Below are 14495 nucleotides of genomic sequence, written 5' to 3' on the forward strand. Positions count from 1 at the left end.
CGATGAACGAACGGTGAATGCCGCCTCCGGACTACTCGCAGGTGGTGTCCGCGGCATTGGTGACCGTGAGGTCCTCGGGAAGGTGCGTCGGGCTGGCGCCGGTGCCTTTCAGCACGTGCACCTGCACTTCCGAGCCGCTCGGGCTGGGTGCGCCCACCGAATTGAAGTCCGATCCCAGCACCACCTGCACCACATCACCCATGCCCGTGACGCGTTCGATGGTCGGGTTGGTGAACGAGCTGGCCACCGTCGCGGCCGCCTCCTCGTTGCCGGGGGAGAAGAACACCGTGGTCGCAGGCAGCGTGCTCGGATAATCGTCGGGGGTGTTGACGTTGAAACCGTGTTCCTGCAGCTCAGTGGCGGCCGTGGAGGCCAGGCCGCTCTGGCCGGTCGAGTTCGACACCTGCACCGTGACCTGCTGCGGTTCGGTGGTGACGGCGTTGACCATCTCACCGCTGTCGGTCGAGGCCGGTGCGGGCGCCGGAGCCGTCGACTGGGGGGTCTCGGGAGCTTCTGAGGGGGCGGCGGCCTGAACGGACGACGTCGTCGATTCCGGGGTGCCGGGAACCGGGGTGTTGTCCGGATTCTTCTCGCCGGGCAGCGGGTCGTCGTTGATGATCGCGTCGAACAGGGCGCGCATGTCATCGGTGCGCGGGACCTCGTTGCCGTCCTCGTCGGCGTAACCGACGGTCGGAACGGTCACGAAGGTGATCCGGCCGGCGTTCACGCCCTGCACGGACTGGCCGAGGTCAACCAGGTCCTTGGTCCTGATGTTGTCGACGAAGCTGTCGCTGATGAACATGTTGACCACGTTGTTCAGCTTGTTCAGCGAGAAAAATGTGTCACGGGAGATCAGCGAGCGCAGGAGTGAGGACAAGAACAGCTGTTGGCGTTTGATGCGCCCGTAATCCCCGTTGTATTCGGTGGTCACCTGGCGGGCACGCACGTAGTTCAGCGCGGTGTGGCCGTCGATCATCTGACGTCCGGCATTCGGCAGCACGGTGCCCAGCTCGTAGTCCTCGAGCGGGCTGGTGCTGCACACCTCGACCCCGCCGAGCGCATCGACCATCTTGGAGAACCCGGCGAAATCGACGGCCATGAACCGGTTCACGGACAGCCCTGACAGCTTCTGGATGACCTTCACCAGGCACTTCGGGCCGCCGAACGCGAAGGCCGAATTCAATTTGTTCTCGGTGTAGATCTCGTCGGGTCCGGTGGTGCCGGATTCCTCGTCGTACAGCGGACCGTAGGTGGCCGTTTCCGGGTTCCAGGGTTCGCACTGCATCGGTGTGATCGAAAGGTCGCGTGGGAAGGAAACGGCGACAACACGTTCCCGGTTGGCCGGGATGTTCACCAGCATGATGGTGTCCGATCGGGCGCCGCCGGCGTCCTCGGTGTCACCGGCGCCCATGCCGCCGTTCTCACCGAACCGGCTGTCAGTGCCGATGATCAGGAAGTTCTCGTCGCCGAACTGGGCGTTGGGGTCGAGGATGTCGCGCGAGTTGGGGTCCAGCGCGGCGACCTTGTTGAGGCTGTTGTTCTTCGAGGACTGCCACTGCCAGGCTCCGCCGGTCAATACCAGCGTGAGCACCGCGAGAATCGCGGCGGCGGCCCGTCCGGCCAGCATCACGCGGCGGTTGAGCGGCGGCCGCAGGCCCTCGATCACTGTGGTCTGGTCGGGGTCGTGCTCGTCCGGCGGCGTCGGGCGGACGCGCCACGCCGGGCGCTCCTCGGGTGCGTCGTAGTCGTACACCGGCAGAGCCGGCAGCACATCCGTGTCGGTGCTTTCGTTGTCGGGATCACGGTGGTCCAGAGCGTCCTCGACCCGCTCCTCGAACTCCGGGAAATCCTCGGCGTCGGAGGGATCCTGCGGCGCATCGCTGTCTGGGTCGATCCGCACCGCGGCGATCACGTCGGTCGGCTCGGGCACCGGCGGGCGGACATAGGCCGGCGGGTACGCCGGTTCGGGTTCCGGCGCGGCTTGCGGCTCGGGTTCGGGGTCCGGCTCAAAGAAGTACTGCGGCTCGGGTTCGGGGTCCGGCTCAAAGAAGTACTGCGGCTCGGGCTGTGGTTCGAGTTCGAGTTCCGGCTCGGGCTCGGGCTCAGGGTCGGACACCAGCTCGGGCTCGTCGGGCTCGAGCCTGTGGCGCGACGGGGTGAATCCGGTGCCGGCGACCTTGGCGATCAGATCGGCGACAGTTACCCCGTCGGCGTGGCTGCCGGTGGGCTCGTCGAGGGATGAATCATCGGGTAGATCCGCATCCTGGCGTTCCCACGGCGCGGCGCCTGGCAAAGGCTGCCGGGATCGGGTAATCCATTGGTTGTCCGACGCACCCTCCGGCGAGCGGTGGCGACGGCCGGGAGTGGCGTTATCAGCGTCACTCATGTCCTTACCGGCCTCCGACTCTTCGAGCTCGCCGCGCGTGCGCGTCGGTGCGCATCGTTCCCGCGGTGTGATCTGGGTGCTGCTGAGGTTTTTCTCCTCATCTCTTCTAGCAGCACAGTGCCGGACTGGCCAGTCGAGCCAGTCGCGGCAGGGTTTTCATCGTACTGAGGCATCCTGAGACCGAGCTAGACCCAACCCGGTGACAGTGCCGTCTCGATGTCATCTCGGTGCGTATGCAGGTCAGCCCCCGGAGTGCATCACGTCTGCCCCGACGGGCACCGCGCAGTCGTCGGGATCGTCGAGCCACCCCTCGGGCAGTGACACCGAGGCGGCTGACCCCTGTCGGCCGCGCGGACCGCCGGCTGCCGGCGGGAACGGCGCGTCGCCGTCGAGCTGGCTGAGCAGTTCGTCGAGTTCGGCACGGGTCTTGACCAGGGCCAGGCCACGCCGCAGATCGGCGCCGGCCGGGAATCCGTGCAGGTACCAGGCCACGTGCTTGCGGATGTCGCGCATGGCCTTGTCCTCGCCGAAGTGCGCGGTGAGCAGCTCACCGTGGCGGCGCACGATGTCGGCCACTTCGCCCAGGGTCGGCGGGGTGGCGGCCGGGCGTCCGTTGAAGGCCGCGGAGAGCTCGGCGAACAACCATGGCCGGCCCAGGCATCCACGGCCTATCACCACGCCGTCGCAGCCGGTCGCGGCCATCATCGCCAGCGCGTCGTCGGCTTCGAAGATGTCGCCGTTGCCGAGCACCGGAATGCTTGTGACGTGGGCTTTGAGCGCGGCGATCTGATCCCAGTCGGCCGTTCCGGAGTAGCGCTGGGCCGCGGTGCGGGCATGCAGTGCCACGGCTGCCGCGCCTTCCTCGGCGGCGATGCGGCCGGCGTCGAGGTGCGTGTGATGCGCGTCGTCGATGCCGATCCGGAACTTCACCGTCACCGGAATGTCGGTCCCCGCGACGCCGCGCACGGCGGCGGCCACGATCTGGCCGAACAACCGGCGCTTGTAGGGCAGTGCCGATCCACCGCCACGCTTGGTGACCTTGGGCACCGGGCAACCGAAGTTCATGTCGATGTGGTCAGCCATGCCCTCGTCGGCGATCATCTTGGCCGCCAGGTAGGTGGTTTCCGGGTCCACGGTGTAGAGCTGCAGCGATCGCGGTGATTCGTCGGGGCCGAAGGTCGTCATGTGCATGGTGACGGGGTGGCGCTCGACCAGGGCTCGCGCGGTGACCATCTCACACACATAGAGGCCGCTGACGGTGCCGGCGCGGGCGATCTCGAGCTCGCGGCACAAGGTGCGGAACGCCACATTGGTCACCCCGGCCATGGGGGCGAGGACGACGGGACTGGGCAATGCGAACGGCCCGATCCGCAGTTGGGATCGGGCCGGCGCTGGCGCTGCGGGAGGTGGGGCGGTCAGGGTCATGAAGACGAAGACGACACCAACAGGTTCTTCATGGCCTTCTTCTCGGCCACCTTGCGCTCGCGTTCCTGACGCCGCTCCTTGGCGACCTCGAACTTGTCGCACGCATCCTCGAGCTCCTCGATGATGCGGCCGAGGTCGTCGCGCAGCCGCGCGCCTTCGCCGGTGAAGTCCTCACGCTCGAAGATGCGCCACTTGCGCAGGATCGGCATCACCACGTCGTCGAGGTGGATGCGCGGGTCGTAGACGCCGCCGACGGCGATGATGACTGCCTTACGACGGAAGTCGGGCACCGTGTATCCGGGCATCTTGAAGTTGTCGAGCACCCGGTGCAAGGAACCCATGGCCTGGTTGGGCGCGATGTCGAGGCCGGCCGCGGACACGTCGCGGTAGAAGATCATGTGCAGGTTCTCGTCCGCGGACACGCGCTGCAGCAACTGGTCGGCGATCGGATCGTCGCAGGCCTTGCCGGTGTTGCGGTGGCTGACGCGGGTGGCGAGCTCCTGGAACGACACGTACATCACGGAGTCGAACAGGCTCTCGGCGAACAGGTCGCCCTGCTGGTTCTGGCCGGGAGAGAAGCCGCGCGTGACCTGCTCGACGCGCAGTTCTTCGAGCTCGACGGGGTCGATGGCACGGGTGACGACGAGATAGTCGCGCAAGGCGATGCCGTGGCGGTTCTCCTCGGCGGTCCAGCGGTTGACCCACTGGCCCCAAGCGCCGTCCATGCCCATGTTCATCGCGATCTCGCGGTGATACGAGGGCAGGTTGTCCTCGGTGAGCAGGTTCTGGATCATCGCCGTGCGGGCGACCTCGGAAAGCTTGGACTGCCCCGGCTCCCAGTCCTGCCCGCCGAGTGCGTAGTAGTTCTTGCCGTCCGACCACGGAATGTAGTCGTGCGGATTCCAGTCCTTACGCATCCGCATGTGGCGGTTGATGCTGGTTTCCACGACAGGCTCGAGTTCGTGCAGGAGCTGCAGGTCGGTGTATTCCTGCGTCATATGCCCTCACCCTCCTCGCGTCCTGGGACGCTCAGTTATCTGTACCTGCTGGTTGCAGTCAATATATCTGTGTAAACCGGTGACATCAAGTTGCCCCGCCGGGCTCGTTTACGAGTCCTGCGGCGAGGCCGCGCCGACTGTAGGATCCGCACGAACATCTGTCGGATACCCACGCTCGGAGGTTGGGCACACGTGAAGAAGCTTGTCGTTGGTGCCGGAGCGGCAATTGCCACCGGTGCGGCCGTATCCATGTTGTTCGGTGCGGGCGTTGCGGCCGCCGCGCCTGACGTCGTCGGCCAAACCTACTCGGACGCCTCGACCGCGATCGAGGACAGCGGAGCCAGCGCCAAGGTGGCGGTCACCGTGGGCAGCAAGCTGTCCCAGGACGATTGCATCGTCACCAACGCCTGGGACGCCCCGTTCGTGCGGGACAGCGGTGGCTCGTACGGGCATGCCGACAGCGAGGTCATGGTCGCTTTGAACTGCGACGGCGACCACGCCACCGCCAACCACCCGGGCGCTTCGGTCGCCAGCCCGGCCGGCCGTGAGGCCAAGGCTGCCGCTGACGAGGCCGCTGCAGAGGAACAGCAGCAGCTCGAAGAGGTCAGCACTCCTGATGAGTAGCGGTTAAGTGGGCGTTAATTGCTCGATGTGAGGCCCACTGCCGACTAAACTTCAGGTCAGCTCCCAAAGAGTCTTCTGTGGCACCTTGCCGCGGGACGAGGGGGATGCTGACAAGCGCGGCGTAAACGCTGGCACCCCACTCTCCGGGAGCGGTCACCGGACGGGGAAGGTCGGGCGGGATGAAGATCGCGATCGGGTTCGGAAGTGTCATCGGGGCGTCGGCGGCGGGTTTTGCACTCGCGATGGTCGGCGCGGGGGCGGCCCATGCGGCGCCGGACGTCGTTGGGCAGACATACAGCGACGCCGTCACCGCTATCGAGGACGGCGGGGGGACCGCACATGTCGCTGTCACCGTCGGCAGTCGGTTGCCGCGCGACGAGTGCATCGTCACCAACGCCTGGACTGTCCGGCCGTTGGTGCCACAAACCTCCGACACCTACTACGAATACAAAGAAGACGTGACCCAGGTGGCGCTCAATTGCGACGGCGGCCATGCCACCGAGACCCATCCGGGCGCATCGCTGGGCAGCCCGGCGGGCCGCGAGGCCAAGGCCGCCGAAGATGAAGCCGCCGCGGCCGAGCAGGAGCCGATCGCCGAGGCCAGCACCCCTGACGAGTAGGCGCAGCCTCCTCAGAAACTGCCGACGCGGCCGACCAGCATGTCGACGCAGTAGTCGATGAATTGTTCGCGGCTGGCCGGCAGGCGATCGTCGAGATACGCGGTGAACAACGCGGTCAGGGCCCCGATCAGGCTGGTGGCGACCATGGCCTGACGTACCGGGTCGGCGATGCGGGTCAGTTTGCGCTGCAACAGGCCGATGAAGTCGGGCATCCATTCCGCGCCCGAGCGGGTCAACACCGGTTCGGTTTCCGGGGCGACCAGCAGCACCCGGCCGCGCGTGGGGTCGTCGACCATGAGTGCGACGAATCGTTCCACTGCCTCACGGGGTGTGGCGGCATTGGTCAGTGCCGACATCGCCCGTGCGCAGACGTCGTCGTAAACCGCCCGCACGAACGTGTCGCGGTCGTTGAAGCTCTCATAGAAGTAGCGCTCGGTGAGTTCGGCCGCCCGGCATACCGCGCGGACCGTCAATGCCGGGCCGTCGGCTTTGCCCAGCAGGGTGACGCCCGCGGCGATCAGTTCGTCGCGACGACGAGCCGCGCGTTCCTGAAGCGGAACACCCGACCATCGGCCGCGTCGTTGACCGGATGGCACATCTACTCCTAAGCTCTGGTGACAACGTACGTAGTCACATTTCACAGAGAACCATCGTCTTGCCGGCAGAAAGCGCACCTGTGACACAAGATACTTCTGAGACATGCCCCGTGACCAGCGGATCCGCTGCCGTGGCTTCCGGCTGCCCGGCTGCCCCGGGTGGCTACGAGGCGCCGCCGATGCCGCTGGGACCGGATTCGCTGACGTGGAAGTACTTCGGCGACTGGCGGGGCATGCTCCAGGGACCGTGGGCCGGGTCGATGCAGAACATGCACCCGCAGCTCGGCGCGGCGGTGACGGAGCACTCGATCTTCTTCCAGGAACGCTGGCCACGCCTGTTGCGCTCGCTGTATCCCATCGGTGGCGTGGTGTTCGACGGAGACCGCGCGCCGCGGACCGGCGCCGAGGTACGCGACTACCACGTCAACATCAAAGGGACCGACGCTCAGGGCCGCCGCTACCACGCATTGAATCCCGAGGTCTTCTACTGGGCGCATTCCACCTTCTTCGTCGGCACGATCATCGTCGCCGACCGGCTCGCGGGCGGGATCTCCGAAGCCGACAAGCGGCAGCTGTTCGAGGAACACAAGCAGTGGTACTCGATGTACGGGATGAGCATGCGGCCCGTGCCGGAAACCTGGGAGGACTTCCAGGTCTACTGGGAACACATGTGCCGCAACGTGTTGGAGAACAACCAGGCTGCCCGCGAGGTGCTGGATCTGAGTGAGCTGCCGAAGCCGCCGTTCGCGTCGAAGCTGCCCGACTGGATATGGGCCCTGCAGCGCAAGTACGTGGTGCACCCGTTGTTCGTCTGGTTCACCGTCGGCCTCTACCACCCGGCAGTGCGGGAATTGATGGGCTACACCTGGTCTGAGCGCGACGAGAAGGTACATCGGTTGCTGGGCAAAGTGGTCGGCAAGGTTTTCACACTGGTGCCCGCGCGGCGGCGCATGCATCCACGGGCGCGTAGCGCCTGGGATCGTGCCACGGGACGACTTCCGGCCGACGCTCCGCTGGTGCACACCCCGGCCCGCAACCTGCCGCCAATCGGGCACCGCGACAACGGGATGCACTACTGCCCGAAGGTTTAGCGCGTCGCGTCAGGACCGCTCGTGGGCCTCAGCGGCCGACGAACGCGGCGTTCTGCGGGCAGTAGACCTTGACCGCACCGCGCACCAGGTTCGTCGCTTGGTGCTTGTCGATGCCCGCCTGATTCATCAGCTGGCTGATAACTCCCCGTACCGTGCGGGCGGGCTCGATCTTGCCCTTCGTGAGCGCGTCACAGACTCCGCGACCGACCTTGCCGGCTTCCTCGGGTGAGGCGGTGGGGATGTTCAGGTCGTTGACGATGGTGACGAACTGGTCGTCCTGAGGGTCCGCGTGGGCCGGTGCGACCCCGAATGCGGCGCTTGCGGCCAGCGCGGCGGCACCGATCGCGGTGGCCATGACTCGGGTGCGCGGGCGCCGGGAGAGCATTCGGTGACTCCTTCATTCGAACTGTCGACAACCGCACGTGAAGAGTTCACGCCGGGTGTCACTACCGACCCCCGGCCATAACGATAAACGGGTGTGGCCCGTGGTGCTCACGCATCCCCGTACCTGTGAGGCCGCTGTAGCGGAGCGGCTACGCGGCGGTAATTGCGGGGCAACGGCATTGATCGATGCTGACGCCATGACGACCATCTATGACCAGATCGGCGGGGGAGAGGCACTCGAGACCGTCGTCGAGGATTTCTACCGGCGGGTGCTGGCCGACGATGAGCTGTCCGGATTCTTCACCGGAACCAACATGGCCCGGCTCAAGGGCCGGCAGGTGGAATTCTTCGCCGCCGCGCTGGGTGGGCCCGTGCCGTACCGCGGTGCGCCGATGCGTGAAGTCCATCAGGGACGCGGGATCACCATGCACCATTTCAACCTGGTGGCCGGTCACCTGGCCTACAGCCTGGCCGAGGCCGGGGTGCCGGAGTCGACCGTCGGACAGATCATCGCAGCGATAGCGCCATTGGCCGACGAGATCGCGACCGCGCGGAGCGCGTGAACGGCTGCTGCGCGGAGCGCGTGAACGGCTGCCGCGCAGTGCGCGTGAGCCGCACCGTGACCCGCCTCGCGGCGGGGTGTGTGGTGCCCCCACTAGGACTCGAACCTAGGACCTGCGGATTAAAAGTCCGTAGCTCTACCAACTGAGCTATAGGGGCGCGAAAAGACAGGGTACAAGATGGATGGTTTTGGTGTTACGACCACCGGGTTTGAGGATTTGGGCATCTGTACCCTAAGCTATCGAAGCTCCCAACGAACGAGTTGATGAGTACCCCGGAGAGATTCGGACAGGCCCCCATCGTCTAGTGGCCTAGGACGCCGCCCTTTCACGGCGGTAGCACGGGTTCGAATCCCGTTGGGGGTACGCACCACGGAAACGTGGAGCACGCAGGAAAGCAAGGCCCTGTGGCGCAGTTGGTTAGCGCGCCGCCCTGTCACGGCGGAGGTCGCGGGTTCGAGTCCCGTCAGGGTCGCCATCACGGCGAGGCAGTTCGGTTTGCAAGAGCCGGTGCCTTCCGGCCAGGTAGCTCAGTTGGTACGAGCGTCCGCCTGAAAAGCGGAAGGTCGCCGGTTCGATCCCGGCCCTGGCCACTGAGATAGCCCGCTATTCGTAGCGGGTTTTTCTGTATTCGGCGCCGGGTTGCCGCGAGCGCTCGATGACCGCGTTGACCCATTCCGGATTTAGTCGCCTGCGCGGTGGCCCCGTCGAGATCACCCGACGCGGAGACGCGGGTCGCCGGTGAGCGCCGCGTCGATGGCGGCGACCCGGTCCGCAGCGATGCCCCATGGCTCATCGAGCCCGAGACGAGAGTCCAGATCCCACAGGACGCACCGTTCACCCGGCTCAGCGACCATGGACCATGCGATGACGGTGCGGCGCAACTGTTCATCCATGCACTCGTCGCCCGCTGCGCCGTCAGGCGGAGCGCCGCCCTCGGGATGGTGGTGCAGGAACCGCCCGTAGGCGGCGTCACAGAATGCCGCATAGCGGACGGTGCACAGGATCAGGCCATGCCAGGCTTCATCGACTGCACGCGAGGGCATCCCGATGGTCTGACCGTCGCGCAGCGCTACCGCACAGCATCGAAACCACTGCCGCAGGCCGGTTTCGACGAGTTCACGCGGCTGCCAGGGACAGGTCTTGAACACCGCCTCCGGTAATTCCAGATCGGCGATCACCTGCCCGGCGGCATGTCGAGCGCCGGCCTTTCGCAGCGTGATCATCAGCAGCCCCCGCCGCAGCCGCCCCCGCCACAACTGCTTCCACCGCCGCAGCCGCTGTGGCCACCACCGCAACCCGAGTGGCCCCCATGGCCTCCGTCGCTAGAACTGGAGTCAGCACCGGTCGCCCAGATGGCTGCCCCGCCGGCGCCGGCAACAGACCCGAACCTCCCGCGGCGGGCAGTCCCAGGGCCACGAAGCCGCCGCCGTTTCACAGTTGCGAAGAGCGCGAAGAGCGCCAGGTCGAACGCGATGACCACCACCGGAATCATCCACCACATGATCTCGTCCTCCCGTGTCGACTATGTCGTTACGGGACGAAGCGGACCACACGCCGCGACGCTACCGATCCCAACTTCGGTATCGCATCCGCCCGCGCCGCAGCGCGAAATGGTAAGTGCCACTCCCATTTTGTCCACTCGCGTGATGACAGAGGGTGGTGACGATCGACTGGGCCGCGGTCAGGCCGAAGCTACCCACGACGAAGCGGAAGAAGCCCGAGTAGTTCGTGGAAGGATCGTGAGGACAGCGACACTGGACCGACGGGAGGAGGCCGACGATGAGCAGCAGGCCTGCAGGCAAGCGCTCCCGATCGACCGAAGGACACCTCGCCGTCGGCGTGATCGATGACGTGATCGAGGATGCCCCGGGCGAGGTGCAGGGCCCCGACACGCTCATCATCAGCGCCCAGGTTCCGGGACACGGGATCCTTCACCGGACAGTCACCTGCCCGCTGTCGATGCCCGGCAGCGCTCGCGGCCTGGTCGGGCAGACCATCGGCTTCCGACACCTCAGGCTCGATTCCGACGACGTGGACGACATTGCCGTCATCCGCTGGCCCGGCAAGGTCAGAGAGGCCCTGGAGCCGTTTCGCCCCGGAGACCCCGGAGCGCGGCGTGCACGAGCGTGGCGAACTCTGGGCAGCTGCTGTGCGGTGGCTGCAGTGAGCGGGATCCTGCTGACCGTGGTGATGCTGATCGGTGTGGTGTTCACCGCCGGTGAGCTGTTCGCCGACCTACCCGCGTGGTTCCGACCCGGCGTTGCACTCGCCGCGAGCGTGTGTGCGGCCGTGCTGGGGCTGTTCGGGTTCACCGTCTGCATGATCACCGAACGCGCCGGGGGGACAGCTTCGTGACCGACCACTACTGACCGTACGTCTGGCGAAGGTTCGCGTGGATCAACGTGTTGATGCGCTTGCGCATGTGGCCGGCCATCTTCTCGTCGGGCGCCGGCTCGTCGACCGACAGCGTCCACCGCAGGTCCGTGCCTCCGCCCGGGCCGCCCTGCGGTAACTCGAAGGTGATCCGCGCGTCCGGCTGCCGCGGCCACAGCGAGGACCACACCACCCGCCCCGGCGCCCGCGACTCCAGCACCACGGGCGCCACTTCGTCGTCGAGCAGGTTCAGCCACGACCGGGCGGGACTGCGGCTCGGCACAGTCAGATCGTCGAACACCACGTGCGGCGGTGCAGGAAGGTTCCGCTGCCTGGATCCGATCTCGACCATGCCCCGCAGCATGGCACGGCGCGCTGGCTCGATGTGGAGATCTGCTTGAGCCGCTTTGTATTTGACGGACGCCGGGCGGTGAGGAAGCTCGCTGCGGCGCTTCGCGAGACCTAGATCTGCCAGTCGTTGGAGCCGTCGTGCCGGGTGTAGGTGCCGGTCGAGTTCTGAACGACGATGGGGTCGCCCGCCTTGAAGTTGTCGAAGAACCACTTCGCGTTGGCGGGGCTGATGTTGATGCAGCCGTGACTGACGTTGCGCTTGCCCTGATCAGCCACAGACCAAGGGGCGCTGTGCACGAAGTCGCCGCTGTCGTCGAACCGGACGGCCAGATCGACGGTCAGCTTGTATCCGTTCGGCGAGTTGACCGGGACGCCGTAGGTCGACGAATCCATCACCACCGACGGCATCTTCTCCTGTACGTAGAAGGTGCCGTTCGGAGTCTGGTGGCCGCCGGATGCCATCCCCATCGACATCGGGATGGTTTTCTCCACGGTCCCGTTGCGGGTGACGGTCAGTTGGTGGGTGGAGTCGTTGGCCGTGGCCACCAGCGCGTCCCCGATGTTGAAGTTGGACACCGTGCCGGCGGCGTCGACGGTGACCGAGGTATGGGCGGGCCAGAAGCTCAGCGGACGCCAACGCAGTTGCGTGGGAGTCATCCAGTAGAACTTGCCGGGAACTTCCGGAACCGACGAGACATGGATGGCGTTCTCGGTGGCACCGGCATCGTCGACCGGACCCGGGAAGTTGATGATGATCGGCTGGGCCACACCGACGGTCGCGCCGTCGGCCGGCACCAGCCTGGGCGGCTCGAACGGCGCCGGATCTGCCTGCGCGGCACCGGCACCCAACACCAACGCACATCCCACCATCGAAGCCGCTCCGGCCGCCTTTACGGCGCCGAAAAGTCTTCTCCTCGTCCAGTCAGTCATCTCACCATCGTGTCATGCTGGTCAGACCTGTCCGGAATCTGAGCGGCGCACCGGCCACCACCAGCGCCGACGAGTGGTGGACACTGAGTGCGCATCCCGTTTGTGACGGCACACCTCGCCTGCCGCGGCCACCGCTGCCGGATCGAAGCCCGGCGGCACGGGACCCCCGGCCACCAACGCCCGAACCAGCGCTTCCTGCCGCGCAGCCAATGTTCGCGTCATACCCACACCTCCCTCGCCCCGGTCGTGATCGGAGCAGCCCCCGCCGCCGCGGCGATCGCGTCCAACTCGTCGAAAAGATCTGTAGCAGGCGGAAACTGACCGTCGCGCTCCAGCATGAACGGGGTGTCGACGCGTTCGCGCAGCGCGGTCACGAGGTCCAACACCTCCGGCGGAGTTTGAGCGGTGTGGGTGTCGTGGTAGAAATTCTCACCCTGACGACCTCCTGCGACATGGCTGTAGGCCACCTGCTCCACCGGCAGCCGCGCCAATTCCTGCAGCGGATCACGTCCGCGGTTGCGTGCGTTGGCGTAGACGTTCGCCACGTCGATAACCAGCAGCACCCCGGTGCGTTCCACCAACTCGGTGAGGAACTCCGATTCGGTGAGGTCTGACTCCGGCCATTCCACAAAGGAGGCGATGTTCTCCAGCGCCAGTGGAACCGGAAGCTCGCGACGGGTGCGAGCGATGTTGGCCGCCAGCACATCGAGGGCTTCCCGGGTGCGTGGCACCGGCAGCAGATGCCCGGCCTCGATCCCGCCGGCGCGGACAAAAGCGATGTGCTCGCTGACCACCGGTGAGCCGAGCGCGTCCGCGCACGCGGCCAGCCGTCGTACGCGCCTGGGCTGCACGGGTTCTGCCCCGCCCAGCGACAGTGCGACCCCGTGCGGGATCACCGGGACGCCGCGGGCGGCCAGATCCGCCAGGGCCGGATCGGGCCGGGCGCGACGGCGACGGACCGGGATCGACTCGGCGATCACCTCGCAGAACCCGGGCCGCAGATCGGCGATCACCCCGGCGATCTCACGCCGCCAGCCGAGGCCCACATCGCCCAGCGCGGGCACGGTGCGGCTTGCGGCACTCATCCTCCGCAACCTCCGCAGCCGCCACAGCCACCGCAGCCGCCACCACCGCCACCACCGCCGCCGTCACCCCCGCAGGAGGCGCCGCACCCGCCGCCGTCGGTTCCACCGCCGGACGAGTCGCCGGCCAGTTGCACCGAGGTCGAGTAATCGGAGTCCAGCATCCACAACGCACCGGTGCCGAACAGCGCCACCGACATCGCCACCGCGGCCGGGCCGTAGGTGTCGAAGGCGGGCTTCTTCGCCGGTTCCAGATATGCCAGTTCCTTCTGTTGGGCGGCGAGCAAACGCCGGCCCGCACGGGTCAGGCGATTCACGCCCAGCAGGTGCGGGAGCACAAACGCCCCGTACAGGACCGTGGCGACGACGATGGCACTGAACGTGACGGTGTGGATCGGATGGTCGGACAGCGTCGTCATCAGGTAGATGCCGTAGCCGATGCCGATTGCCATCACCATGATCGATGGTGCTGTGCCCCAGCGCATGCGGGTCCGTTCGGCCTTGGTGCGCATCAGGCCGCGCAGGCTCAGGTGTTGTTCCAGCGCTGCGAGCTGGTCTGTGGATGCCGCGTACAGACCCGGCACGGTGTGGTCCGGATCGGTGTCGACCCGTTCCAGCATCTGTCCGGTGAACCGGTCGATTTCCGGGCCTTGCACCGCGCGGTCCACCTGCCGGTCGGCGGTGATCCGCCCACTGGCGCGCAGGCTGGCCAGCGAGGTCACCACCGGGGCGATGTCCGATCGCAGGAACGCCAACTCGGTGGGGCTGAGCGGCTCGGTTGTCGCGGGACGCCGCGGAGCAACGGAGATCCGCCAGAGCACCGCGAAGACCACCGTCACCGCCAATGCGGCCAGATATCCGTACCCCTCTGCGGTTATCGCCTCGGCGTACCGATCAAGCATTTCCTTCATCGACATCACATCACCTCCTGGGTGTTCGGTTCAGATCACTTTGCTCGCGTCAAACTCCTTACCGGTCACAACTTTCAGTGGATCTGTGGTCCCGCCAGCGTGCACGGCCATGGATAGGAGGCCTTGAGGACTTGGTGGCTGTTGTCTGAGGAAATTTCGGG

16 protein-coding genes and 4 tRNA genes are annotated in these 14495 nt (G+C 66.5%); 8 read left to right on the forward strand and 12 right to left on the reverse strand.

The window, feature by feature from the left end:
- Positions 1 to 31: 31 nt before the first annotated feature.
- The 3 genes from H977_RS0124920 to H977_RS0124930 all read right to left on the reverse strand — a co-directional run bounded on the left by H977_RS0124920 (position 32) and on the right by H977_RS0124930 (position 4809).
- Positions 32 to 2386 carry an LCP family glycopolymer transferase gene (locus H977_RS0124920; RefSeq protein ID WP_029110416.1) on the reverse strand — a complete coding sequence of 785 codons (2355 nt, stop codon included), beginning with the start codon at positions 2384 to 2386 and terminating at the stop codon, positions 32 to 34.
- A 240-nt stretch (positions 2387 to 2626) separates the two neighbouring features.
- Positions 2627 to 3811 (reverse strand): tRNA dihydrouridine synthase DusB, encoded by a 1185-nt coding sequence (gene dusB, locus H977_RS0124925; protein ID WP_155946813.1) that lies wholly within the window; start codon positions 3809 to 3811, stop codon positions 2627 to 2629.
- The gene (locus tag H977_RS0124930; RefSeq protein WP_029110418.1) at positions 3808 to 4809 is read right to left on the reverse strand and encodes an acyl-ACP desaturase; all 1002 of its coding nucleotides are present in this window, start codon (positions 4807 to 4809) and stop codon (positions 3808 to 3810) included. The genes dusB and H977_RS0124930 overlap by 4 nt, the downstream gene beginning before the upstream one ends.
- 249 nt (positions 4810 to 5058) lie before the next feature.
- On the opposite strand from H977_RS0124930, the gene H977_RS0124935 reads away from it, so the two are divergent.
- Positions 5059 to 5433, forward strand: a complete 375-nt coding sequence (locus H977_RS0124935; protein WP_502691201.1) for a hypothetical protein — start codon at positions 5059 to 5061, stop codon at positions 5431 to 5433.
- 179 nt (positions 5434 to 5612) lie between these two features.
- A complete protein-coding gene (locus H977_RS0124940; protein ID WP_029110420.1) occupies positions 5613 to 6053 on the forward strand; it encodes a hypothetical protein in 441 nt (146 codons plus the stop codon).
- A gap of 11 nt (positions 6054 to 6064) precedes the next feature.
- On the opposite strand, the gene H977_RS0124945 is transcribed toward H977_RS0124940, so the two are convergent.
- Positions 6065 to 6649, reverse strand: coding sequence for a TetR/AcrR family transcriptional regulator (locus tag H977_RS0124945; protein ID WP_029110458.1), 585 nt, complete (start codon positions 6647 to 6649; stop codon positions 6065 to 6067).
- An 80-nt stretch (positions 6650 to 6729) separates the two neighbouring features.
- Here H977_RS0124945 and H977_RS0124950 point away from each other — a divergent pair, with 80 nt between their 5' ends.
- Complete coding sequence (locus H977_RS0124950) at positions 6730 to 7740, forward strand: oxygenase MpaB family protein (RefSeq protein WP_036477094.1); 1011 nt, start codon at positions 6730 to 6732, stop codon at positions 7738 to 7740.
- Between the two features lie 28 nt (positions 7741 to 7768).
- Here the strand turns inward: H977_RS0124950 and H977_RS0124955 are convergent, their stop codons facing one another.
- Positions 7769 to 8125 (reverse strand): DUF732 domain-containing protein, encoded by a 357-nt coding sequence (locus H977_RS0124955; RefSeq protein WP_029110422.1) that lies wholly within the window; start codon positions 8123 to 8125, stop codon positions 7769 to 7771.
- A gap of 196 nt (positions 8126 to 8321) precedes the next feature.
- Between H977_RS0124955 and H977_RS0124960 the strand changes: the two genes are divergently transcribed.
- The gene (locus H977_RS0124960) at positions 8322 to 8687 is read left to right on the forward strand and encodes a group I truncated hemoglobin (protein WP_029110423.1); all 366 of its coding nucleotides are present in this window, start codon (positions 8322 to 8324) and stop codon (positions 8685 to 8687) included.
- 81 nt (positions 8688 to 8768) lie between these two features.
- Here H977_RS0124960 and H977_RS0124965 read toward each other — a convergent pair.
- A tRNA-Lys gene (locus H977_RS0124965) sits at positions 8769 to 8844 on the reverse strand.
- A 133-nt stretch (positions 8845 to 8977) separates the two neighbouring features.
- Between H977_RS0124965 and H977_RS0124970 the strand changes: the two genes are divergently transcribed.
- From H977_RS0124970 to H977_RS0124980, 3 genes are all read left to right on the forward strand, one after another.
- Positions 8978 to 9050, forward strand: a tRNA-Glu gene (locus H977_RS0124970).
- Positions 9051 to 9085: 35 nt separating this feature from the next.
- Positions 9086 to 9162, forward strand: a tRNA-Asp gene (locus H977_RS0124975).
- Between the two features lie 41 nt (positions 9163 to 9203).
- Positions 9204 to 9277, forward strand: a tRNA-Phe gene (locus H977_RS0124980).
- A 120-nt stretch (positions 9278 to 9397) separates the two neighbouring features.
- Here H977_RS0124980 and H977_RS0124985 read toward each other — a convergent pair.
- Entirely contained in the window at positions 9398 to 9910 is a 513-nt protein-coding gene (locus H977_RS0124985; RefSeq protein WP_029110424.1) for a UCP032817 domain-containing protein, read from the reverse strand.
- Between the two features lie 556 nt (positions 9911 to 10466).
- Here H977_RS0124985 and H977_RS0124990 point away from each other — a divergent pair.
- Entirely contained in the window at positions 10467 to 11042 is a 576-nt protein-coding gene (locus H977_RS0124990) for a hypothetical protein (RefSeq protein ID WP_029110425.1), read from the forward strand.
- A 7-nt stretch (positions 11043 to 11049) separates the two neighbouring features.
- On the opposite strand, the gene H977_RS0124995 is transcribed toward H977_RS0124990, so the two are convergent.
- The 5 genes from H977_RS0124995 to H977_RS0125010 form a co-directional block, all read right to left on the reverse strand.
- The gene (locus H977_RS0124995; RefSeq protein ID WP_029110426.1) at positions 11050 to 11412 is read right to left on the reverse strand and encodes a hypothetical protein; all 363 of its coding nucleotides are present in this window, start codon (positions 11410 to 11412) and stop codon (positions 11050 to 11052) included.
- A gap of 110 nt (positions 11413 to 11522) precedes the next feature.
- Positions 11523 to 12281 (reverse strand): L,D-transpeptidase, encoded by a 759-nt coding sequence (locus H977_RS0125000; RefSeq protein WP_502691202.1) that lies wholly within the window; start codon positions 12279 to 12281, stop codon positions 11523 to 11525.
- A gap of 81 nt (positions 12282 to 12362) precedes the next feature.
- The gene (locus H977_RS34990; RefSeq protein WP_081681835.1) at positions 12363 to 12563 is read right to left on the reverse strand and encodes an SCO6045 C-terminal-like domain-containing protein; all 201 of its coding nucleotides are present in this window, start codon (positions 12561 to 12563) and stop codon (positions 12363 to 12365) included.
- On the reverse strand, positions 12560 to 13426 hold the full coding sequence (locus H977_RS0125005; RefSeq protein WP_036477097.1) for an MbnB/TglH/ChrH family RiPP precursor modification enzyme: 867 nt from the start codon (positions 13424 to 13426) through the stop codon (positions 12560 to 12562). Before H977_RS0125005 ends, H977_RS34990 begins: the two co-directional genes overlap by 4 nt.
- On the reverse strand, positions 13423 to 14340 hold the full coding sequence (locus tag H977_RS0125010; RefSeq protein WP_029110429.1) for a TIGR04222 domain-containing membrane protein: 918 nt from the start codon (positions 14338 to 14340) through the stop codon (positions 13423 to 13425). Before H977_RS0125010 ends, H977_RS0125005 begins: the two co-directional genes overlap by 4 nt.
- Positions 14341 to 14495 lie beyond the last annotated feature (155 nt).

This window comes from Mycobacterium sp. URHD0025, assembly GCF_000426065.1.
In the GTDB taxonomy this organism is placed as follows: domain Bacteria; phylum Actinomycetota; class Actinomycetes; order Mycobacteriales; family Mycobacteriaceae; genus Mycobacterium.